The 25,517-nt window shown below is 58.7% G+C and carries 4 protein-coding genes; all 4 read right to left on the bottom strand.

Annotated elements, in window-relative coordinates; all coding sequences use genetic code 11:
- Window positions 1-12 precede the first annotated feature (12 nt).
- Genes RBB76_RS03105 through RBB76_RS03090 form a run of 4 tightly spaced genes read right to left on the bottom strand, consistent with a single transcriptional unit; the run spans window position 13 to window position 25,293 of the window.
- Window positions 13-7,857: an SDR family NAD(P)-dependent oxidoreductase gene (locus RBB76_RS03105; protein ID WP_429628875.1), complete on the bottom strand. Its 7,845-nt coding sequence runs from the start codon at window positions 7,855-7,857 to the stop codon at window positions 13-15.
- Window positions 7,858-7,884: 27 nt separating this feature from the next.
- Window positions 7,885-12,384, bottom strand: a complete 4,500-nt coding sequence (locus tag RBB76_RS03100) for a beta-ketoacyl synthase N-terminal-like domain-containing protein (protein WP_429628876.1) — start codon at window positions 12,382-12,384, stop codon at window positions 7,885-7,887.
- A gap of 13 nt (window positions 12,385-12,397) precedes the next feature.
- Window positions 12,398-20,206, bottom strand: coding sequence for an SDR family NAD(P)-dependent oxidoreductase (locus RBB76_RS03095; RefSeq protein WP_429628877.1), 7,809 nt, complete (start codon window positions 20,204-20,206; stop codon window positions 12,398-12,400).
- A gap of 23 nt (window positions 20,207-20,229) precedes the next feature.
- On the bottom strand, window positions 20,230-25,293 hold the full coding sequence (locus RBB76_RS03090; protein WP_429628878.1) for a type I polyketide synthase: 5,064 nt from the start codon (window positions 25,291-25,293) through the stop codon (window positions 20,230-20,232).
- Window positions 25,294-25,517 lie beyond the last annotated feature (224 nt).

The raw sequence follows: 25,517 nt of genomic DNA, 5'->3' as shown, positions 1-25,517 counted from the left end.
TTGTGAAATCATTTATTCCTCGCTGTAGACGCGATCGACTTCTTCATTCGAAAGACCTTCGATCCGATCCAAAATCCCGGCCAGAGTTTCTTCTGGCGAAGTCTCTACCTTGGGCGCCGATGCGCTGCCCCACATGAAGACCTCTTCGGCAAGATAGGTCGTAAGTGCAGCTATAGTCGGGTAGTCAAATACCAGAGTGGCGGGCAAGGTTCGCGCAACCCCTAGCTCGGTACTCAATAGGCTTTTCAACTCCACCGCCATCAAGGAATCGAGGCCAAGATCATTCAGCGGTTGGTCGGAATCGATCGGGGATGCGGGATCGAGACCAAGTACCTTCATCGCCTGCGCCCGCACATAATCGGTCAATAGTGTTTGCCGTTTGGTGGGCGGGGCTCCATTCAAACGCTGTATCACCGCCTGAGACGATTCTTTTTTCTCTTGAGACTTTGAGGCAGCGGCGAATCTCGGACGGCTGAGCTCGGAAAGGAGTGTCGAATTCGATCCGCGGGAAAAGGAATCGGAGTATTGACGCCAATCCACCGACATGACCCCGATTCGCGGCGGAGCCTGCTCCAGCAGGCGCGCGAGGATGCGGAATCCCTGCTCCGGCTGGATGGATTGAAAGCCCTTCAACCGCGCACGCTGAGTAGCGTTGCCCCGTGTTGCGGCGCCTGCTTCGGCCCATGGTCCCCAGTCAATGGTCAAAGCCGGCAATCCCAGCGCACGGCGGTAGTGGGCAAGACCATCTTGAAAGGCGCAGGCAGCCGAATGGTTGGCTTGACCCGCCGAACCTAACAACGATACCGCCGAGGAAAACATAACAAAAAAGTCCAACGGTAGGTGCTGTGTCAATTCGTGAAGGTGCCACGATCCCGCGACCTTTGGGGAAAGTACTCTGCGGAAGCGTTCGCCGTTCTGATGCAGAAGAACGCCATCATCGAGAACGCCCGCGGAATGGATTATGCCTACGAGCGGCGGTAGCGCGCTACCGAACTTTGCAAAGACCTGTTCGAGATGATTGCGATCAGAGACATCGCCCGGGGCGATCAACACCTGGGCACCCTCGCGCTCCATTGCGCGGATTATTTCAAGTGCTTGCGTGGAAGGTTCGCTTCGGCCTGTGAGGACCAAGTGACGGGCGCCCTCCCGTACCAGCCATTCCGCCGTCAGCAGACCCAGCCCTGCCAATCCGCCGGTGATCATGTAGCTGGCATCCGGGTCGAACGTGTTAGTCTTCCGTGCTCCCGTGTCCACCTTCCGTCGTACGTACGGCGCAGCATGATGTGTGAGGACAATTTTTCCGATGTGCTTCGCCTGGGCCATGTATCGAAAGGTATCCGTGACCTGCTCCATGGGAAATACAGTTACGGGCAAAGGTTTCAAAAGGCCGTTTTCGAAGTCCTTCATCAGCTCTGCCATGAGACCTTGGATGAGTTGCGGATCCTCGCGGAAAGTCGCCGCGAGGTTGATCGGGTAATAGGAAATGTTCCGGCTCAGTTGCGAGACTCGATCCTGGTCCCAGATTCCGGTCATCCCGATTTCGAGGAAGCGGCCGTTTACCGCCAGCACGGAGAAGCTCTTCTCGATGAACTCTCCGGCGAGGGAATTAAGCACGAGGTCAACACCTTCCCCAGCAGTTGCCCGTTCGATTTCGGAGGCGAAATCGAGAGATCGTGAGTCCATCACGTGAGCGACACCTAACGATCTGAGGTACTCCCGCTTTTGCGGGCTGCCGGCGGTTGCGAATATCTCCGCTCCCGCCCTTTGTGCCAGTTGCACTGCCGCCAACCCCACGCCTCCAGCCGCAGCGTGAATGAGTATTCGGTCGCCGGCGCCTATGTGCCCCAAATAGCAGAGTGCATAGTGCGCCGTAAGGAATGCGCTGGTAATGCCCGCCGCCTGGTTATCACTGAGAGACTTCGGCGCCGGCACGGCATGATCGGCCGGGACCGTTATATGAGAAGCAAAACTTCCCGGACCCAGCACCACTACCCGCTGCCCTAGATGAAGATGATGAACGTCTTCGCCCAGAGCGACGATGTTGCCGAAGCATTCGTAGCCGAACACCTGCGAGTCGCCTGGATATCGTCCCATCGCGATCAGGACATCGCGGAAGTTCAAGCCCGTCGCCCTGACCGAGACCTCTACTTCCCCAGGTGCAGGATTCCGACGTTCCAACGGTTGGAGTGCGAGATTGTCCAGAAGCCCCGGCGATAATGTCTGCAGCTGGTACGGCCGGGAAATGGCTCCGCCGCCCTGATCTATCGGAGCAGCATTCAAAAGTGCACGGTTCAGCCGCGCTATATGCCGGAGTCCGTGACGAAAGGCAACTAAGTCCTCACTTCCAGCTCGAAGTTCTGCGACGAGGTCGCTCGCTTCACCTGGCGAGTGGTCGAGATCCAAGTCGATTCTGCGACAGGGCAGTTCGGGGTATTCCAGCGCGATGGTGCTTCCCACGGCGGACACAGGAGCCTGTGAGAGCGAGACCAAGCCGGCGAATGGATCAATCGAGTGCGCGCCCCGGGTGACAATCGATAGGCCGCCCGTCTTGATCCCTTCCTGCTCCAGCGCTTTTACCAGGTGGAGCAAGGTCACGCATCCGTTTTGGATACGCGCGTTCAAATCGTCGCAGCTGTCGATCCGGCCTTCTGGAATATCGAGCGGCCATAGATAGACGATTTTTTCGATCGAGGGCCCATGCGCCAGAGCGGCCTCGCGCATCACCCGCTGAAAGTGATCTGGGTTACTGACGTTGATCTTATAGCTCGCATCAACCAGTTTTTCAAACTCCTCTCCCGGCGTTACAGTCAAGCAGTTTTCGCCGCCTTTTCTTAGAAAGGCACGAACGCTCTCTCCGAGTCCGCCGCGGTCCGCAAAGATGATCCACGGACGACTCTCTTGTCCGGCGAGCCCACGCGACTGAGTCTGCGTGGCCGCGGCACGAGGTCCACGTGAAAGGATTAACGCCTGATTCGCAAGGACGCCGTCGCTTTCGGGACTAATAATTACATCGCTGAATCCAGAGTCTGCCAGAAGCTCCTGCCATTTTCGTCCAGATATCAGCGGGTGCGAAGGGCGCAGCTCTGTGTCGGTAAACCTCCACCACCCGTCGGTGAGTCCGACGATCAAGTCGCCGAAACGAAGCGGCTGCGTGCCTTCGAGGAGCAGAAGTAAACCTTCGGAGGCGAGGAGCGTCTGCACATTCGCGAGTGTCTGACGGAGATCCTGCGTCGCATGCAGTACATTCGCGGCAACTATGATGTCATACGAATGAGCGTCGAAGCCCTGCGTGGACGGATTTTTCTCGATGTCGAGAAGCTCGTACTTGAGAAACGGATACTCGCCAAATTTCTCCCGAGCTTTTGATAAGAACAGAGGACTGGCGTCCGTGAACGCATATGCGGTATGTCCGGAAGGAAGTTCAGGCAGTACAGAGGCCGTGGTGCTCCCCGTTCCCCCGCCGATCTCGAGTATCCTCAGGGGCCGTTCGGGCGAAAATTTTGCGAGAAGAGCCTGAACCGCGGTCTTGACGAGCCCGTTGTAGAAACGCGCGAACGGTGAATCGCTGTAGAGCTTTTCGATATCCTGCGTGGAACCGTCGGGAAAGAGCAGACCCAGCGGCTCACACTCTCCCCGGATGACCTCGGCCAGATGCTCTCCGCACCGGATCGCCATCTTCAGCTCAGCGGAGCAATCCGGGTATCGTCGCAGGAGGTCATCGCCGGAGACTTCGTCTTCCTTAGCGTAAGGGAGTTGGCAGACCACCCAACCCCCATGGCCTCTCTTAAGAAGGCCGTCGGTTGCCAACATTTCCAACATTCTCGCGAAGAGCCGCAGGTACTTTTCAGGAATTCTCAGGTCGGCAGCTTTCGCTTCTGTCGTGAAACGTTCACGCAACTGAATGCTCCAGCCTAATTGCCCAAGAGCTCGACAGACATATTGCGTACTCAGTTTTTCCAGCTGCGGAAATAGAGACGCAAACTCGGCCAGCGCAGCATCACCGCGATGCTGTGCGGCATAAACGCGAAGCTCCCCGGCGATTTCGAGAGGGTTAGCGACAGTGGTAGGCCCGGCGCGCCCCGCTTCCTGCTGCAACGGCACGACTTTCCAATTCATTTCGTACAGCCAGTCTCGAAGAGGTTCCTCCTGGAGCTTTGTGAGTGCGTGTCGATCCACTCGCCGTAGCGATAGTCCCCTCAGCTCCGCGACGAGCGCGCCAGCGGAATCGAAAACTAAGGTGTCGACCTCTAGAGAGTTTGTCGAGTGTGTCATTCCGTTACCCCGCGAAACAACCACGTGACTCCACAACTTCTCGCCGGGGTCCCGATAGACCGTATAACTGGCCACTCCCACCGGCATATAGATGGCATTGCCTGACGCGAGTTCCTCGATACTCAACGCCGCGGCAGCAAACGGCTGGAGGCACGGATCCAATAGTCCGGGGTGGATTCGGTAAAACTGCGCTTCTGCCGCGATCTCCGGTACGAGTTGTACCTCGCCCAGGACTTCATTCGTGCCGATCCACAACCTATGCAAACCCTTGAAGCTAGGCCCCAGATACATTCCCAAAGCCTGAAACTGACCGTGGTAAGTCTCGATGGGAATCTCTTTCGAGCATCGGGATCTTACGTCGTTCAGTGATTCGGTACTCCCGCGTTCCTGCTTCGCGTGTGCTTCTATGTGAAGCCTGCCTGCCGCATGAACCTTCCACTTCGAACCCGCACCCGGCTCGCCGATGGCGACGCTGGCGAGTTGGAAGGACGCTTTTTCTCCGTCTTCGGACTTGATGGAGATCTGAACCTTCCGGATCATTTCATCCTCGATGACCATTGCCTCGCGAATATCCATATCGCGGATGGTGAACGCGTAGGATCCGAGGGCCTCTGTTGCTGCCGCCAGAATCATCTCCAGAAACGCGGTGGCGGGGAAGACAGTCGCGCCGAAAACCTGATGATCTTTTAGCCACGGCAACCCCGCTGTCGAAATCAGTGATTCAATCAGGATGTCTTTCAGGAACGGCGAATCGATGCGGTGGTTCAGCAGTGGATGTCCGAGGGTCTTGAGTTGCGAATCTGCGGTGTCGTTCTTTGCAGCCGCTCCTTCCGGAAGATCGATCCAGTACCGTGTCCTCTGGAATGGATACGTGGGGAATACAACAGGATGCCGTTGATAATCGCGGTCGAAACCTTTCCAGTCCACGTCGGCTCCGTGGACGTACAACGTTGCCAGGCTCTCCAATAGCTGCTGCCAGTCGTCGCGTCCTTTGCGGAGCGATGGGAGCCACGTGCCCAAGCCCTCGGGCAAGCACTTTGCGCCCATCCCCAACAATGTTGGAGCTGGCCCTAGTTCCAGGAACACCTGGCACCCTTTGTGCTGCAACGTCTTCATCGAGGTAGAGAAGTTTACTGGATGGCGGACGTGACGCATCCAGTAGCCGGCGTCTGGAATTTCATGAGGGGCGACCATCTGCCCTGAGATATTCGAGATCAGAGGAATGCGGGGCGCAACGTACTTCACGGTTTCCGCGATTTTTCTGAAGTCCTCGAGCATGGGCTCCATTAGGGGAGAATGGAACGCGTGGGAGACGGTGAGCCGTTTAGTTTTGATGCCGTCCCGGGCGAACTTCGCGAGGAGTTCTTCTACTGCTTCAGTTCGCCCCGAAATGACAGTGTTCCCCGGGCCGTTGAACGCTGCGATCGAGACATCCCTGCGATAGCCTTCCATTTCGGCGGCCACGAGTCCTTCTTCCGCAGCCACTGCAGCCATCGCGCCCTTTTCGCATTTTTGCTGCATCAGCCGGCCACGGGCCGCAATCAGCTTCAGGCCATCTTCGAGACTGAAGACTCCGGCGACGCAGGCGGCGACATATTCTCCAACGCTGTGACCCATGACCGCAGCGGGGCGGATTCCCCACGAGAGCCACAATTGCGCAAGCGCGTACTCCAGGCTAAACAACGAAGGCTGCGTGAAGGCAGTCTCATCCAGTAGCGAGATCTCACCCGGCGCCGGGTACAACACGTCGAGCAACGATGGTTGAAGCTCATCCCGCAAGATCTCGTTGCACCGGTCAATCGCTTCTCGAAATCCTGGCTGGGTGTCATACAGCCCTCGCCCCATTCCGACAAACTGTGAACCCTGGCCGGTGAACAGAAACGCCAGCTTCAGCGGCTCCGAAGTTTTCTTTTGCCCTCTGATTACTCCAGCCGGCAGGGCGTCGCCGAAAGCGACTTTGTGGAGCTTTGCGCACATCTCGGCTGTCGATTCTCCCGAAACAGCCATCCGGTGTGGCCAATGCGCCCGGCCCGAATTCGCGGTGTAGCATATGTTGCTGATGGCATCATCCGAGTGTGACTCCAAATACTCATGGCACTTTTTGACAAGCGAATGCAGCGCCTCCTCGGTCATCGCGGAAAGCGTCAGCAGGTGTTTCGGGCGCTCTACTCCGGCTCGCACGGCCTGCGGCACGGGAGCTTCCTGGACGACAACGTGAGCATTCGTCCCGCTGAATCCAAACGAGCTCAATCCTGCCATGCGCGTGCCACCGGCAGCGTCCCATAGAGTCGGTTGAGTCGTTACCTTCACGGCCAGTCCCTCCCACGGGATGAATGGATTGGGATTCTTGACGTGCAGGCTCGGCGGAATCTCTCGGTTTTGAATTGCCAAGACCAGCTTGATCAGGCCTGCGACTCCTGCCGCTCCCTCCAGGTGACCGATATTGCTCTTTAGCGCGCCGATGAGTAGAGGATTGCTGTGCGTTCGGCCCTGGCAATAAGCCACTCCAAGCGCCTGCACCTCGATGGGATCTCCGAGGGCGGTGCCCGTCCCGTGCGTCTCCACGTAGCTCACCTGTCCCGGCTCCACGCCTCCGTTGGACAAGGCGTCGCGAATCACTGACGTTTGAGCGGGGCCATTGGGTGCCGTGAGTCCGCTGCTCGGGCCGTCCTGGTTGATTGCGCTACCACGAATAAGGGCCAGGATGTGATCGCCGTCTGCACGAGCGTCCGACAGGCGTTTCAGCACGACGATCGCGCAACCCTCTCCGCGCGCGTAACCGTCGGCCGAAGCATCGAAGGTCTTGCATTGGCCGTCACGAGCCAGCATCGAAGCCCTCGACAACGCAATGAACATGTCGGGGGAGAGCATGACGTTTACCCCGCCTGCAAGGGCGAGCCTGCACTCGCCTCGTTTCAAGCTCTGACAGGCCAGGTGCACTGCTACCAGTGAGGACGAGCAGGCGGTATCGATCGTGATCGACGGTCCCTGCAACCCCAGAACGTAGGAGAGCCTGCCCGACGCCATGCTGTGTGCAATGCCGGAAGCGTGGTAGGCATCCAGTTTCGTAACATCCAATTTGCGAACTTGTAAATCTGAATAGTCGCTCGTGCAGACACCGGTAAAAACACCGGTTCGACTGCCCGATAAACTGTCTGGCGCGATTCCCGAGCGCTCCAGGGCCTCCCAGGCGACTTCCAAGAGCAAGCGCTGCTGCGGATCCATCCGACTGGCTTCGCGCGGCGCGATGCCGAAGAACTTTGGGTCGAACAGGTCTACCCGATTCAGAAAGGCTCCGTTTCGCGTATACATCTTCCCAGGCGTTCCGGGGTTGGGATCATAGAACGCGTCGATGTCCCATCGGTCTTTGGGGACCTCACGGATCGCGTTTCCTCCCGAACGCAGGAACTGCCAGAACGACTCCGGATCGTTGTTGCCGCCTGGAAAGCGGCAGGCCATCCCGACGATGGCGATGGGCTCGCACCGCGCTGCCTCGGCCGCGTCGAGTCGCGCCTGCATTTCGCTCAGCTTGAGATAAGCCTGCTTGATCGGCGAGAGTGGACTCCCTGTGGGATCCCCGTTCACAATGCGTCTCCTGTTCCCCTTAAATCGTTAGATCGTTCCCAACTTTTCAACCAAGAGCCTTTCCACTTCTTCATCCGACAAATCTTCGATATTGAGCGGTACTTGCCGAATGGCCGAGCTCTGGCCGAACGTTCTCTGCTGGGCGTCCGCGGTCTCCTTTTCCAACGAGACGTTATCCAGCGTCAGAACTTGGGAGGCAAGATACTCGGCGATCGCCTCCACGTTCGGGTAATCGAAGATAAGTGTCGCGGGAAGCGTCTGAGGCAATTCCAACTCCCAGCTCAAGGCATTTCTCAGTTCCACAGCCATCAGGGAGTCGAAGCCAAGATCCATGAGGCGTTGGCGCCTTTCGATCGGGTCCGAACGGTCGCGCCGCAGAACCTTCATGACGTGGCTCCGGACGAATTCCATCAACAGTTCGCGGTGTTCGCCAGGACCGGACAGGCGAAGCGCGTGCCGGAACTCCGCTGCGCGACCCTTCGAGTTCCGGTTCGAGTTCTCGTCAGCAGCTGCCAAATGCGCGTCCGGCGGATCGTCTGTCATCCACGGGGCGTGTCCGTCGTACCCCCGTGCGTACGCGGATGGCGCCCGCCCCACTATGCAGTGCTGTCCCAGGATTTCGGCCGGCGACCCAGCCTCCGGAAACGACGCAATATCCTCGAACCCATGCGAGCCAAGTAGTTTCTCCCACTTCTCTCGCGGCAGTAGTGGGCCGTCCTGGCGCAATTCGTCGTTGCACCGGTGCCAATCCTCCATTAGGCCGTAGGAGAATCCGATCCACGATTTCGGGCTGGTTACTTCGCATAGCACCAATACGCCACTGGGGGCGAGGAGCTTCGCAACGTTGTTAATCGTCTCGTCCAGATTTCGGGTGGCATGCAGTACGTTGCAGGCCACCACAACATCGAAGGTGTGTTCCCCGAAGCCCTGTTCGTCCGGGTTCTTCCCGATGTCCAGCAACCCGAAGCGAAGGAAAGGATACTTCTTATATTTTTCGCGCGCGTGATCAAAAAAGAACTTCGAGACATCGGTGAAGGAGTAAAGTGTCCGGTTTGCCGGCAGCACCGGCAGCACCGCCGAAGTCGCGCTCCCGATACCTGCACCGATCTCAGCAATCCGCAACTGGCTACCTTGCGGCAACGTCCTAACGAGCGATTCGACGACCGAGCGGACGATTCCATTGAAGTAACGCGAGAGGGCCCAGTGTTCGTAAATGCTTTCCGCCAGCTCGAGCGAACCTCCCCGGAAAAGGATATCGAGGGCTGACGCATCACCCCTTAGAATGGCGGGCGCCATCTCGCCGCACCGGCGCATGTACTTGAGTAGGAAGGGAACGTCCTGTAATTGTGCGGCCGCCAGATGGCAAGACGATTCAAGATCGCTGGCAAGCCCCATTGGAGCGCACCAGGCATTGCCGAACTCGAACAATATTCCTTCGGCGGCCAGGGTCTTCAGCCATTGCGCAATGAGAGGCCGATATGTGGAGAGAATCCTGAAGTCAACGAGCAATGAGTCGAGCGTGTATGATTCGTCGGGCGTTCGAAACGCGCCCAACGTGGAGAGCGTGTGAACTATACAGGCCCTGGTCAGCCCGTCGAGCGCGCTCCACTTCGCATCGTAACTCTCCAGCCGCAGGTCCATCGGGACTTGCCGGGCTTGCGTCGCGGTGGCAGTGAGAGAATCCTGCCACCGCGATTTCTCCGCCTCTCTGAACCCTCGTTGCCGTGTTCTGGCTGCTGGCAGCAGAAACTGTTTGTGGATCCACGGATTGGTCGGCAGCATGACTTTCCTGGCTGTGTGAGAGCGATTGACTTCATTCCAGTCGATGTTTGTGCCGTTGACGTACAAGGAGCCGAGAGTTTCCATGATTTGTTCCCAATCGCGGTCTGGGCGGAGGGAGGGAAGCCAGAGGGTATCGCCTTGTGGGAGACACTGTGCGCCCATGGTGACCAGGATGGGCGAGGGGCCGATCTCCAGAAATACCCGGTAGCCCTGCTCGTACACGGCTGCGATGGCATCGTGGAAGCGCACTGTGTTCCTCAGGTTGTGGCGCCAATAGGCGGCGTCCAATAGCTCGTCCCCAGTCACCCATTTCAACCGCATGCTGGAGAACTGCGGGATCTCCGGCTCGCGATAGGTGGCTCGCGCCGCCGCTCGCTCGAATTCCTCCAGCACCGGCTCCACCAGCGGCGAGTGAAACGAGTTCGATACCTTCAACGGCTTGGTCTTGACTCCCTGCGCCTCGAGATGATGCAACACTTCGTGGACCGCCGTCCGCTCTCCGGAGATTACCGTGCTCTGCGGACCGTTCAAGGCCGCGATGCTGACCCGGTCGCGATATGGCTCCAGCGCCTTGGCCACCTCTGGTTCCCCCGTCATCAGTGACGCCATCAGACCGATTCGAGGAAGGCTGCTCATCAAGCGCCCGCGCTCCCGCATGATCATCAACCCGTCTTCCATGCTGATCATCCCGGCCACCGTCGCTGCCACAATCTCCCCCACGCTGTGGCCCATCACCATGCCGGGTTCCACTCCCCAGGACCGCCACAACTGCGCCAGGCCGTATTGGATCGCGAACATCGCCACATGCGTGTATTCGGTCTCGTCCAAAGGGGTCGTCTCGCTTGGCGGCGGATAGAGCACCGAACGCAGCGATCGTGCCAGATGCGGCTTCAGCAACTCGTCGCAACGATCCACCACCTCGCGAAAGACAGGCTCGCTCTCATAGAAAGACCGTCCCATGTTCAGGTACTGGCCGCCCTGCCCGGTGAAAAGAAAAACCACCTCCGGGCGGCGAGTCAGATCCGCATGTGCCTGGAAGACGCCCACCGGATCCTGGCCTTCGGCACACGCGGCCAGCCTTTCCCGCAATTGCTCAGAGGAGGCAGCCACCACCGAAAACCGATGCTCGAAATGCGATCTCCCCGAATTCGCCGTGTGGCACACATCCGCAAACGAAAGTTCAGGATGTTCTCCCAAGTGTGCCGCGTAACGCACGATGCTCTCCTGCAACGCTCCACTCGTCTTCGCAGAAAGAGTCAATACATCATGCGTCCGCTTCTTCAACGGAAGGGCATTGTCCTTGGCGCGGGGATCGTCCGCGTCATCGGCTTGAAGTAGCGTCGGTACTCCCTCGACGCTCTCTACTACGAGGTGACTGTTGGTGCCGCTGAAGCCGAAAGAGCTCACGGCCGCGATGCGCCGGCCGGAATTCGCCGGCCATGGCATACGAACCGTAGGAATGGAGACCGCCATATCGTTCCAGGCGATGTGCGGATTCGGATTTTTGAAGTGCAAATTCGGCGGAATTTCGCCATGCAGCAGGATTAGCACGGTTTTAAGAAGCCCGGCGATGCCCGCCGCGGTCTCCAAGTGGCCGAAGTTCGTTTTGATCGATCCCAGAGCAAGGGGATACTCTGTCGATCGCCCTTCGCCGTACACTGCATTCAGCGCGTGCACCTCGATCGGATCGCCTAACGAAGTTCCGGTGCCGTGCGTCTCCACATATCCCACTTCGCTCGGGACCACGCTTGCGTTCCGCAAAGCGTCACGGATGACTTCTTGCTGTGCAGAACCATTGGGAACAGTGAGACCACTGCTCCGGCCGTCCTGATTCACAGCGGTGCCGCGAATCACCGCCAGGATGTTGTCGCCATCCGCCGCTGCGTCCACCAGGCGCTTCAACACCACTACTCCACAACCTTCAGCGCGCACGAACCCGTCCGCTGACGCGTCGAATGTCTTGCAGCGGCCGTCCGCTGCCATCATGTGCGATTTGGAGAAGTTGATCAGAAGCTCTGGCGCGAGGATAACGTTCACTCCACCCGTCAGTGCCATCCGGCATTCCCCGAGGCGGAGACTCTGGCATGCCAAGTGGACGGCCACAAGCGAGGACGAGCACGCCGTGTCGATCGCGAGCGCCGGTCCCTGAAGGCCAAGCGTGTACGCCACCCGTCCGGCAGCCACGCTGTGACACGTTCCGGTCGCGAAATAAGCGTCGATCTGGGCTGGGTCTCCGAACTGCATCTGGAGCTGGGCATAGTCGTTGCTGGCGATGCCGAGGAATACCCCGGTCGAACTGCCTTGCAGCTTTTCGGGCGACTGGCCGCCATGTTCCAGAGCTTCCCAGCACACCTCCAAGAACAGCCTCTGCTGCGGATCGAGGCTCGCTGCTTCGCGTGGAGAGATTCCGAAGAAATCCGCATCGAACTGAGCAACATCGTCCAGAAAGCCCGCCCACCGCGTGGACATTTTCCCTGGGGCGTCGGGGTTCGAATCGAAGAATTCGTTGATGTCCCAGCGGTCTCGAGGGACTTCACGGATGCAATCAGTCGCGTTGCACAACATCCGCCAGAGCGACTCCGGATTGTTGGCTCCACCCGGAAAGCGGCATCCCATTCCGATTATCGCGATGGGTTCGTCGCGAACGCGCTCCGCCTCTTTGAGCTTGGCTCGAAGTTGCCGCAGCTCTACGAGAGCTCTTTTCACCGTCGAAAGCTGGTCTGGGGTTTGCGGGTATGAGTCCATGGTTTCTCAAGGTCTATCTGGACAGTTCTTTCGCCAGAATGACCTCGGCCTCCTCTTCCGATAGTTCCGTAACTTCGATCAGGCCGGCGTTTTGCTCGTGCAGTTTCGTTGCGTGCGATGCCTCCTTCGAATCCTCCATCTCCTGCAGGACATGCTGCTCGAGATACTCCACCAGTGCGACAACGGTGGGGTGGTCGAAGACGATTGTGGACGATAGCGTTTTTCCGACACTCACCTGGAGCCGGTTCTTTAACTCGATAGTCATCAGGGAGTCCATCCCGTATGTTGCTAGTCCCTGGTTCAGGTCGAGCTTGAACGAGGGACTCAGTCCAAGCACCTTGATGGCTTGGTCGCGAATATGCGCCTCGAGGGTTTGGCGGCGTTTCTTCGCCGGCGCATGCCGGAGCCGTTCGAGCAAAGGAGGTTGCGCAACTTTCTGCGGTTCGCTCTCCAGACGCACCTCCGCGGTGCAGACCTTCGACAGCAACATGGAACGGTGTTCTGGTGTAATCAAATCGCTGTACTGTCGCCAGTTCACCGACATCACTCCCACCTGTACACGGTCCCGCAACATCAACTGATCAAGAATGCGGAGGCCCTGCCGCGATTCGATGGGGCGGAATCCCTTCGTTCGGAGTCGTTCATTCACCGTGCCCTGGGTCGCAGCGCCGATCTCAGCCCAGGGTCCCCAGTTGATGCTCAGTGCTGGCAGTCCGATATTGCGCCGGTGATGCGCGAGCGCGTCCTCGAACGCGCATGCGGCAACGTGGCTCCCCTGGCCAGCCGATCCGAGCATTGAGACCGCCGAGGAAAAGAGCACGAAGAAATCCAATGGCTGATCCTGCGACAGAGTGTGAAGATGCCATGCGCCATCCACTTTCGGCGCCATCACCTTCTCAAAGCGCTCCCAAGTCTGCTGGGGGAGCACTCCATCGTCGAGTGTTCCGGCGGAGTGCACGATCCCTCGCAAAGGAGGTAGCGAATTGCCGAAGCTCGCGAAGAGTCCGGCCAAATAGGCGCGGTCGGCAACGTCACCCCTTGCGATCGTGATCTGGACGCCTTTCTTCTCCATGCCTCGTATCGCAGCAACGGCTGCTTCCGAAGGCACACGTCGTCCCATGAGGACCAAGTGTCTCGCACCACGTTCGAACATCCACTGCGCAGCCAGCAAACCAAGCCCGCTCATGCCTCCGGTGATCAGGTACGTCCCATCCGGCGTTAGAACGATCTTTCCGTCGGCGTCGGATGGAACCTCCCTCGTCCTCAACTCTCCACCACTCGGGTGAGATAACACGATCTTTCCCGTGTGCCTGGCCTGGGCCATAAAACGGAACGCGCCAGCTGCTTCGCTAATGGGGAATGTCTTCCAGGGCAGCGGCTTCAGCAGATCGTTTGAAAAATCCGGCAGTAGCTCATCGAAGAGGCTTCGCACCAGTCCCGGACTCTTCTCGAATTCCAACGCGAGGTCAATCGGAAAATAGGACAGGTTCCCGGTTAACTGTGCTACCTGGGTCTCATCCCAAATGCCCGTCTTCCCGATCTCCAGGAACCGGCCATTGACGTCGGTAACCACCGAGAAGCTCTGCCGGATGAAATCCCCGGTCAGGCAGTTGAGTACCACGTCCACTCCGTGGCCTCCTGCGATGCCCATGATTTCGCTTGCAAAATCGAGTGATCGCGAATCCATCACGTGCGCCACTCCCAGTGACTTCAAGTAGGCCCGTTTTTCCGGAGTGCCTGCGGTTGCAAAAACCTCCGCGCCAGCGCGTTGTGCCAGCTGTACGGCGGCCAGACCGACACCGCCTGCGGCCGCATGTATCAAAACCTTATCGCTGGCCGAAATCTTAGCTAGCCGGTGGAGGGCGTAGTGTGCTGTCAGGAACGCGCTCGGAATGGTGGCTGCCTCTTCGTAGCAAAATCGCTCCGGAATAAGGGCGATCCGATCAGTTGAAATCGTCAGCAGGGAACTGAAGCTTCCGGATCCCACCGCCATTACCCTTTGTCCGACATGGAACGGCGCGGCACCGGGCCCCACTCTCGCGATCTTTCCCGCGCATTCGTACCCGAGGGTCTGCGACGTCCCGGGATATTGACCCAGGGCTATCAACACGTCCCTGAAACCCAGGCCTGTAGCGTGGACTTCGATCTCTACTTCTCCCATCCCCGGTGCTCGCCGTTCCAAAACGCTCAGACAGAGATTGTCCAGGACCCCCGGAGAAGGGATTGTCAGTTGATGCGGCTGTTTGAAGTCCCCACCCGGAGTTCTGGCAGCCTCGCGGGAAGCGGCTTCGCTTTGAACGAGCCTCATCACGAACCTTCGTCGCCCGCGAAACGCTACCAGGTGCTCCTTGTTGCCGTCACGGCCGCTAAACTCTTCGAGCAGTTCCTCGATTTCGTCGGCGGCACCGGCCGGGTCCAAATCGACGTGGGTGCAGTTAAGTTCGGGATACTCGAGCGCGATCGTTTTCCCTAGCGCCGCGACCGGATACTGGTGCAGCGGCGCTAAGCCAGTATCGGAATCCATGGGGTGGGCTCCGCGCGTTACGATCCGAAGATTCTTTGTCTGGGGCCTTCCTCCAGACACGAGGACATTCACGAGGTGAAGCAGCGTCTCGCACCCCGTTCGAATACGGTGTTTCACGGCTCGCCACTCATCGGAGGGAATCGAGGTGTCGCTGACCGACAACAAGCAGATGACTTCGTCCGGGTGCGATTCATCCCTGCTCCCGGACGACGCTAGAAGCCTCTCGAGATCTTCGAGATCGGTTCCGGAGGGAACAAGAGTGCATTCCTCTCCTCGTGACTTCAGCACCTTGTCCACGCGGCTTGCCACGCCGTTCCCATCGCCCACTACCAACCACTTCCTCCGCTTGGCCGTAACGGCCTCGCTCGGCTTACGTTCTTCACTACTCCGCACGACGTGAGACCCGCGTGCCATGATCACCTTCTGATTCGAGAGCACATCTTCTCCATCCCGCTTCGGAGAAACCGCCACTTGGCTGAAGCCGCGTGCGCTAAGAAGATCGCGCCACTTTTCTTCGGAGAGCAGTGCGTGAGAGGACCTGATCTCCTTATCCGTGAACCGCCACCAACCCTCGGTAAGACCGACGATAATGTCCACGAATCGCAGTGGCCGCGTGGCTTCGAGCAGCAACAGTAATCCCTCAGGACGCAAGAGCGTTTGGACATTTTCGAGCGCTTGGCGCAAATCGGCCGTCGCGTGCAGCACGTTAGCCGCAATCACGATGTCGAAGCTATGCGGGCTGAAGCCCTGCTCCGACGGATTCTTTTCGATGTCCAGAACCCGGTAGTTCACGAACGGATAGGCCGCAAACGTTTCCCGCGCTTTGAAAATGAACAAAGTCGAGATGTCCGTGAAGACGTACTCTGTCCGTTCCGGCGACAGTTTCGAAAGTACAAAGGAAGTTGCGCTTCCGGTGCCCGCGCCGATCTCCAGAATTCGTAGGCGCTGCCCAGCCGGGAGTCTGTTCGCAGCCTCCGACACCGCCTGCTGAATAAGTTGGTTGTAGAAGGAAAAATATGGTGAGTCCCTGTAGAGTTTTTCGATGTCGCTCAATGATCCGTCAGGGAACAACAGTTCCAGCGCTTCAATTTCGCCCCTCATGGCCTTGGCGAATTGCCGGCCGCACCGTCCGGTCAATGTCAACTCTGTAGAACAAGCGGGATATTGCTTCAACAGAACTGAGAGTTCTCCCTCTGGCTCTGTGCGGGCCGGGGTTCGCAATACCTTCCACTCGCTGCCTTCCTGCGCAACATAGCCGTCCTCGGCTAAGATTTCGAACATTCGGGCTAGGAGGCGGTGATGCCGTAGCGGAATGCGCAGGTCGCGGGCTATCGACTCCGTCGTGAAGCAATGCTTTTGCTGAGCGTTCCAGCCCAAGTCCGCCAGCGCCTGCCGGAAGTATTGCGTGCTCAACGCCTCCAGCTGCGGGAGCAGGGAAGCAAACTGTTCCAGGCCCTGGTCCTGGCGATATTGGTGGGAATGTGCCTGCAGTTCTCGCGCAATGCACGCGGGACCAGGAAGGAAGCCGGCAGATTGCGCAACCGCTGCAATGCTGGGAGGTGTCTCTTCCCAGGCTAGCTCGTAAAGCCACTCCTGCAGGTCTTCCTGTTCCGAGGAGATGATGTCGCCCCTTCGTGCCTGCCGTAGAACCAGACCGCGAACTTCGCAAACTTTCTGCCCTTCACTGTTGAGCACGTCGATGTCTGCGGTAACCGCGTCGTTATCGTCTCCCCCACTGTGGCGAAGAGTGACATGAGACCACACCCGGTACGGGGGGGGGAGAAATAGCCTGAAGGTTTCCAGCCGGTGAGGCAGATACATCTGAGCGCCGCGATCCAAAGCAGCGGCATTCGGCAGCAGCGCCCCAACCGGCTGGAGGCATGTATCCAGGAACGCTGGATGAATGTGATAAGGCTCTGTTCCAGCCAATAACGAATCGGCGGCCTGAATCAAACAGATCGCCTCCGCGTCTCGTTTCCACAGCCCTACGAGTCCTTTGAAATCTGACCCAAACTCAAGTCCTCGCAAGCGCAGCGACTCATAGAAGGTCTCTGCCTCTACCTTCTGATTGCACCGACGTTGAATTTCAGCTATGTTGCCCGGCTCCTGCATGCTGTCGCCAGATGCCACCCTAGAGATTTCTGCGGTGGCGTGAAGCACCCATTCGCCATCGTTTTTTTTGTCTTTCCTTTGGAGGCAGAATATCTGGAAGGTAGAGGCACCAGGCTCAACTTCGTTCATGACCATCTGGATCGTTCTTCGCTCGCCTTCCGGCAATATCAGAGGCCGAATCAGAACCAGGTTTTTGACCACACACTGGCGGCTATCGAACGTCTCCGCTGCTGCGGCCATCGCAAGCTCCAGGTACGCTGTAGCGGGGAGTACCGACTTGCCGAAGACGCGATGCTGCTCGAGAAACGGAATACTCGCTGCGCTCAGTTCCAGTTCGAAGACGGGAACTGCGGAACGCAACCGGAAGCCCAGCAGAGGGTGTCCTGTCGCTGTGGTCTGCGCCGCTGCACCGCCCACACGCGATGGAGAGCATGGGGGAGAATCAACCCAATACCGCTCGCGTTGGAAAGGATATGTCGGAAGCGTTACTTTCCGGGCTCGGCGATTTTGGTAGAAACCAAGCCAGTTTACGGAGACGCCGTTGACATAGAGCTGCCCCAGGGTTTCCAGCAACTGTTGCCCGTCGTCGCGATCCTCTCGAAGAGAAGGGAGCCAGGTGCCTTCTCCGACCGGCACGCACTGGCTTCCCATTCTGACCAGGATCGGTGAGGGGCCCATCTCCACAAACATGCGATGGCCTAGTTCGTAAAGCTTTCCGATCGCGCTGGAGAAGCGCACCGTGTTCCGGAGATTGTGCCGCCAGTATGAAGCATCCAGCAGGTTGTTCCGGCCCACCATCTCCAGCCGCATGCTGGAGAACAGCGGAAGTTGCGGGGCTGAGTACTGGACTTCTTTTGCCGATGCTTCGAACTCCGCCAGCACGGGCTCAACCAGCGGCGAATGAAAGGCATTGGACACCTTCAAGACTTTGACCACTGTGCCCGCGTCCTCCTGTTGCCTTAGGATCGCCTCCACCGCCAGACGCTCGCCCGAAATCACGGTGCTCTCCGGGCCGTTGATTGCGGCGATCGATACGCGATCGCGGAACGGCAAGATGGCGTTCGCTACACGTTTTTCATCTGCCATGAGCGACGCCATCATCCCTGTCGCGGGAAGGCTCTGCATCAGGCGGCCACGCTCACGCATCAGCTTGAGTCCGTCCTCGAAGCTCATCTGTCCGGCCACCGTGGCGGCCACGATCTCTCCCACGCTGTGACCCATGACCAGCGAAGGCTCGACGCCCCACGAACGCCACAACGCTGCCAGCCCGTATTGCACAGCAAACATTGCCACGTGCGTGTATTGGGTCTCGTCCAGCGGCGTGGACTCGCCCTTCTCCGGGTATAGCACCGACCGTAACGATCTCGGCAGGTACGGCCGTAGCAATTCATCGCACCGGTCGAGGATTTCCCTGAAGATCGGCTCGCCGTCGTATAGCTTGCGAGCCATGTTGACGTATTGACCGCCCTGCCCGGTGAAGAGGAACGCTACTTTGGGCTTCTGATCTCCAGAACACTTATTGTGCGACAGCCCTGCACAATCCTCGCCGGCGCGGTACGCGGTCAGGCGCTCCCGCAACTCCTCAGGTCTCGAGCTTACGATTGCGAGCCGGTGATTGAAGTGCGCCCGCCCGGCATCTGCGGTGTAACAAATGTCCGCGAGCGAATCCGTCGGGTGATCCGCGAGCCGGCGCTCATACCGGTCGGCAAGCGTATGTAACGCTCCCGGATCTTTCGCCGACAGACAGAAGATCTGCGAAGTTCGAAAGTCCCGCTCCACTGCGGGTGACGCTTCCGGGGCTGCCGCCACAATCGTATGGACAATCGTTCCGCTCCCACCAAAAGAACTGACCGCGGCCATGCGGGCCTTGTTGGTCCCTGGCCAGGGCATCGGCTGAACGGGTATCACGGCAGGTATGTCATCAAGCGAGATCGCGGGATTCAACTTTTTGAAATGCAGATGGGGAGGAATGATGCCGTGTTCGAGCGAAAGCACAGTTTTGATTAACCCCGCGACGCCGGCGGCGGATTCGAGATGGCCCACGTTGGTCTTCGCGGTACCGATGATCAACGGCCGGTCCACAGACCGGCTCTTGCCGTAGACCGCAGCCAAGGCCCGCACTTCAATGGGATCTCCCAAAGTCGTCCCGGTTCCATGGGCCTCGACATAGTCCACCTGGTTCGGTTCGATGCCGGCCCGCTCCAGCGCCTGGCGTAGTACCTCCGCCTGCGCCGCTTTATTAGGGACCGTAATCCCGCTGGTTGCACCGTCCTGATTCACCGCCGAACCGCGAATCACGGCACGAATGCGATCTCCGTCCGCTAACGCGTCGCAGAGACGCTTCAGGACGACAATTCCGCAGCCCTCTCCGCGAACATAACCGTTGGCGCTGGCGTCAAAGGTCTTGCAGCGTCCATCGGGGGAAAGGGTCCTCGCTTTGGTGGACGTGATGCTGATCTCGGGCGACAGGATCAGGTTTACGCCGCCTGCCAGTGCCGTATTGCATTCGCGGTTGCGAAGGCTTTGACAGGCAAGATGCACGCTGACCCCGGAACTCGAGCAGGCTGTGTCCACAGCAAGCGCCGGTCCGTGGAATCCGAACAGATAAGCAATCCGGCCAGCAGCGAAGTTGAGGCAGTTACCGGTAAGGTGGTACGCATCGATGGATTCGAGACCTGCACGCTCCACAACCCGGGCATAGTCGCTATTCGTGATACCGAGAAACACACCGATCTGGGCTCCAGATAAGTCCTTGGGATTGATGCCGGCATCTTCCACCGCCTCCCAACTCACTTCCGTTGCCAACCGCTGTTGGGGATCCGTCTTCAGCGTTTCGCGTGCAGACATCCCGAAGAAATACGCGTCGAACTTATCCACCTCCTCCAGAAAGCCGCCCATGCGGGTGTACATCTTCCCTGGGCAATCGGGGTCGGGATCGTAGAAAGCGTCGATGTCCCATCGATCAGGCGGCACTTCGCGAATGGCGTCCCCCCCGTCCCGCAGGAGATTCCAATAAGCCTCCAGACTCGTAGCTTGGCCCGGAAACCGGCAGCTCATTCCGATGATTGCGATGGGCTCCCGCTTCTCCCGTTCCAGTGCATCCAGTTTCGCCTGCATCTCTCCTATCGTCCGGACCGCTCGTTCCAGCACGGCTCTCCGGTCCTTGGAATCCAATGCGTGGTTCATCAATGGATTCTCTTCGCCGCTGGTCATCGGATCTGTTCCAATCTTCGCTCGAGTAATGCAACGAGTTCTTCTTCGGAAAGTTGTTCGCACTCGGTGTCCACGTTACTGAATTCCTGTTCTTCTGGTGCGTCGACCTGACGAATGGCAAGTGCCTCGGGTTCCAAAATCATCCCGGCGATGAAATCTACCAGCGAATCGACCGTTGGATACTCGAAGGCGACCGTCGGTGGCAGAGAATGGCCCAGGGCGGTTTCGAGACGGTTCCGCAACTGCATCGTCATGATGGAGTCCATCCCCATCCTGAAAAAGCCTTGTCGCGGGTCAATGCCGTCCAACGAGCGAAACCCGAGGATCTCCGCAACTTGAGTGCGGATGTAATCGTGCAAGAGCGGCTTCCGTTCGATCGGTGATGCCTGCTCAATCTCCTGAAGTGGCCCATGCCGCTTCTCCAGGGCCTTCACTGGTTCGGTCTCTTTTGGCGGCGCTGACAGGTTCTCTAACAGTGGCCGTTTTCTCCTGGCCTCAAAGATGGGTCGGAATACACTCCAATCAATGTCGGCGACGGTCCTCTGCGCCACACCAGTCTCCAGCAGGTGCGCGAGCGCCGCGAGGGCTCCATCCGCCGGGAGACCCTTGATCCCGATGTTTCGGAAACTAGCGGCCAACTCCTCCGACACCATCCCCTCACCTTCCCACCATCCCCAATTCACGCTCAGCGCCGGAAGTCCAAGTGCTACGCGATGTTGGGCCAACGCATCGAGGAAGTGATTGGCTGCGGCGTAGTGCGCCAGACTTTGCGAACCCCATACGGACGCGCCGGAGGAAAACAGGACGAAGAAGTCGAGCGCGTTAGCCCGAAATGTGGTTGCCTGGACTAGCTCGTGGAGCAAGGAGGCACCGCTCATCTTGGATCGGAGGACATCATGAAATTCGTCCGGTTCCAGATGAACGAGCGCCCGCGGCCGTAGTATGCCGGCGGCATGAATAATTCCTCGAACTGGTGGGTGGTGGTGCGCATCCAGTTTGGTCCAAAGCTCCGACATCTCTCGCCGATCGGCGGTGTCGGCCTTGGCGATATGAATCGTCGTTCCGCTCTTCTCCAGCGCCCGAACTGCCGTGACTCGCTTTCCGATTTCGGTCTCGGCAGGAATCGACGTCCACGTGGATCTCTCTGGCAGCCCGGTCCGACTCGTTAGTACCAGATGCCGTGCTCCTTGCGCAACAAGCCAGCGGGCGAGATGGAGTCCCAGGTTGCCCAGGCCCCCTGTGATCAGGTAGGTCGCTTCAGGCGACACGGTGAATGGCTTCTTCACGGCGGCGGGACGAGTCCTCTCCAGACGTAAGATATAGCGCCGGTTCCCGCGTAGCGCCACTTGATCCTCACCGTCGGAAGCAAGTAGCTCTTCGCAGAGCCCCGCTATCTCCGCGTTCGCCAGTGTGGGATCTCCGATTCGAGGCAGATCGATCATCCCACCCCACAAGTTCGGTTGCTCAAGAGCAACAACCCTTCCCAGGCCCCACAATGGAGCTTGGTCGAGTGAAAGGGATTCGCCGTCCGTCGGCTCGACGGATTGCGCTCCCGCAGTTGCCACCCAGAGGCGCGGCCCATTCTTCCATTCCGTTTGTGCGAGCGACTGGATCAAACGCAATACGCCATCGCAACCGGCAGCCAGTGAATCCAACCCCCAAAAATATACGAAGCCCCTGCAAGGTGGTTGCCCATCTTCCGCCAGCAGCTTGAGCAGTTGCCGAATGTGATCCGGCTTCTGGGCCGCGATACAAAAGCGAGCCGGCGCTTGAACTTCAAACGAGTCACCGGCGAAGACGAGCACGCAGTCCTGTCCGCGTGACGTCATCGTGCTCGCTGCGGCGGCACCGACTCCGCCGCGATCGGCAAAGATCAGCCAACGTCCTGCCGGAGCCTCAAGCTTACCGTGGTTGAGGGCTTTCTCCTTCCAGACGAGTTCGTATATCCAGTTCGCCTGCGCCTCACGCGACTCAATCTTTCCGGAGGCGTACTTCGTCCATTCGCTGCTTGGTTCGGCGCCTTGGCAAAATAGTTGAAAGGACGTCGGCTTGGGCCCGCCGGTATCCAGAATGAACTGCGTCCGCGGTGCTGAATTCGCAGCCACGCCGAACGTCAGATCTGTCTTGAGATCCGATATACGATGCAGCTTCGGACCAAATACCTCGGTCGCTGCTGCGTCAGCCATGTCGATACATGCCGTCACTGAAGGGAGCGAGGAGCCTTCGCCGGTACTATTCTGCCAAACGATGCTGCCCGCCAGCGGCGCCACCTCTGGCAAGCGGATGCCCAGCAGAGGATGATTCTTACCGGGTGTCGAGAGGAAAGATTCGCTGCTGCTTTTCGGTTGTTGAGGTTTCGACTGCAGCCAGAAGCGCTGGCGCTGCCACGGATATAGCGGAAGCGGAACGACCTTGCCGGGAAACGAGAACAGCCGCGGCCAGTCTGCCGAATATCCCATCGTGTAGAGCCGGCCGACCGAGTTCCGTAGAGTCAACTGCTCATCCGTTTCCCTCTCGAGGGAAGGAATGGCACGGAGTTTTCTGTTCGCGCCGGTAACGGTCTCTTCGATAGCCGCCGTCAGCACAGGATGCGGGCTCAGTTCGATGAATACGGTATGTCCGTCGTCGGCTAGCTTTTGGACAGCGCTCGAAAACAGCACCGGGCAACGCAGGTTGCGTACCCAGTAGCCCGCGTCGAGCTGGGCTTCGTCGATCTGCTCCGCAGTCACCGTTGAATACATCGGAACTTTTGTCTTACGTGACTGAATGATGCCCAGCTCGCGGAGAAGGTCGTCGGTCAGAACATCGACTTGAGGGCTGTGGGATGCCACATCTACCTTCACAGGGCGACAGAAGACGTTGCAGGTCTGGAGTTTCTCGACAATCTCCTGCATCGCGGAGGGATCGCCCGATAAGACTGTGGAGTGCGGGCTGTTGCTGACCGCGACAGACACGTGGCCCTCGAAGCCTGCCAGGCAATCCTGGGCTTGATCCACGGTGAGTGCCACCATGGCCATCGTTCCTTTGCCGCTGATTCGCCGCAATAGCCTAGCGCGTGTGCAGATTACGCGTGCCGCATCCTCCAGGCTGAGCGCTTCAGCGACGAAAGCCGCGGCCACCTCGCCCATGCTGTGTCCCACGACCGCGTCTGGCTCGACGCCCCACGAACGCCACAAAGCGGCCAACGCGACCTGAATCGAAAACAGTGTCGGCTGGATGACATCGATTTCGTTTAGCCGGAATTCGTGTGCGCTGGGATTGAGATGCAATTGTTCCTGGAGGGACCAATCGACATAAGGCTGCAGCGCAAGCTCACAACGCTGTAGCCATTCGCGGAAAACCGCCTCTTCGCGTAGGAGTTGGCGTCCCATCCCGATCCACTGCGAGCCTTGTCCTGGACAGACGAATACGACTTTTGGTTTAGATTCCGGGTCCGCCTTTTCCGTCCACACCCACGAAACGCTCTCCCCACGCAAAAAGGCAGCCAAATGCTCGATTAGGTCCGCGCGGTTGCCGGCAGTGACTGCGAGACGGTGTTCGTGATGAGTGCGCCGCAGTGCGCTGGTATAGCAAACGTTGTAGAGCGAAGGACTGACCTCTTCCTCGAACGCGGAGACATATGCGCGAGCGAGTGAGGCCAACGCCTCAGGTGAACGCGCCGAAAGAGTCAGGATGCATGCCCGATCAGCATGCGGTTGCACGGCGTCATCAGCGCTCTCCCTGTTTGGTGCCTCGGTGAGGACGGCGTGAGCATTGGTTCCGGCAATGCCAAAAGCGCTCACGCCTGCAACTGCCGGCCCGGAATCCTGCGGAAGGTGGGTCAACTTGCGGGGGATTACAAACGGATAATCATTCCAGGCAATGGCCGGGTTAAGTTCCTCCAGGTGGAGATTTGCGGGAACCCTGCGATGCTTGAGGACAAGCGCTGCCTTGATCAGTCCCGCGATTCCCGAAGCTCCTTCGGTGTGTCCGAAGTTAGTTTTTACTGAGCCGATGTAACAGGTTTCTCCTGGTAGGCGGTCGGGCGAGAGCACGTTGCCTAGTGCGGCAAGTTCAACGGGGTCACCCGCAGTCGTCCCGGTGCCATGAGCTTCGACGTATCGCACTTTCGAGGGGGACAATCCAGCGTCGCGGTAGGCCAGACGAAGCAGTCTCTCCTGTCCCGTCCGAGACGGGGTCGTCATGTAGCCGCTGGTGCAGCCGTCGTTGTTAACCGCACTGCCCCGAATTACTGCGTAGATAGGGTCGCCGTCTGTCAATGCTTTGGAGAGCGGCTTGAGAACGACTATTCCGGCTCCCTCGCTGCGAACATATCCATTTGCCCGAGAGTCTCCGAACTTGCACCGTCCATCCGGCGCCATCATTCTTGATTGGGAGTAGGCAATTGAAATGTGGGGTTGCAGTATTATGTTTGCTCCCCCCGCCAGTGCTAAAGAACATTCATTTCGACGCAGACTTTGGCAAGCTAAATGGACAGCCACCAGCGATGAAGAACAGGCAGTGTCGATGGTTAAGCTTGGGCCTTCCAACCCCAGAACATAGGACAGGCGACCGGAGGCTGAATAACGACCCGTTCCTGTCGTCATATAAAAGTCCATGGCTGCAGGGTCGGCGAAAAGGCGGGCCTCATAATCGTTCAGCCACAAGCCTATGAAGACACCCGTTAAGCTACCCTCTAGCCGCTCTGCGGGCTGGCCGGCATCCTCAAGCGCTTCCCACGCAACCTCCATCAGCAGCCGCTGCTGCGGATCCAGTCGGTCGGCCTCCCGCGGGCTGATACCGAAGAAGGCGGCATCGAACATCTCGATCCGATCTAATAAGCCACCCCATCTGGTGCTCATTTTTCCCGGTTGGGCCGGGCGCGGATCATAGTAGGTGCTGATATCGATGCGATCTGAAGGTATTTCCGCGATCGCGTCGATCCCGTCACGCAGAAGGCGCCAATAGGACTTCGGATCAGCTACTGCCCCCGGAAAGCGGCAACCGATCCCCACAAGCGCGATCGGAGGGTTGGACCCCCCATTCGCATCGCCACTGAAGTCCTCTTCGTGAGATGACATATTCTCCGCAAGATCGCTGCGCATCCCCGCGATTCCCCATTTACTCCGACTCGAGTCGATCGTGCGCAAACTTCACCACCGACGCAGCACATGGTGGTCTCAGCGGCCGACCCCCTGTATCCCGCTGTTGATTGTGGAGTGGTCCCTGCATTTCAATAACCACTTTAGCTATCGGCAGGCAATCATGGGCAGGGAGGGGAGAAATGCTAATTGATCGGTTGGCA

This window comes from Tunturiibacter psychrotolerans (genome assembly GCF_051013365.1).
In the GTDB taxonomy this organism is placed as follows: Bacteria; Acidobacteriota; Terriglobia; order Terriglobales; family Acidobacteriaceae; genus Edaphobacter; species Edaphobacter psychrotolerans_A.
Note: the sequence above shows the minus strand (reverse complement) of the source record. Positions and strands in the feature narration are given on the sequence as shown.

Bases quoted from the DNA above. Each gene is read 5' to 3' on its own strand.
- RBB76_RS03100 (WP_429628876.1), bottom strand. From the start codon at position 12,384: ATGGACTCATACCCGCAAACCCCAGACCAGCTTTCGACGGTGAAAAGA.
- RBB76_RS03095 (WP_429628877.1), bottom strand. From the start codon at position 20,206: ATGAACCACGCATTGGATTCCAAGGACCGGAGAGCCGTGCTGGAACGA.
- RBB76_RS03090 (WP_429628878.1), bottom strand. From the start codon at position 25,293: ATGTCATCTCACGAAGAGGACTTCAGTGGCGATGCGAATGGGGGGTCC.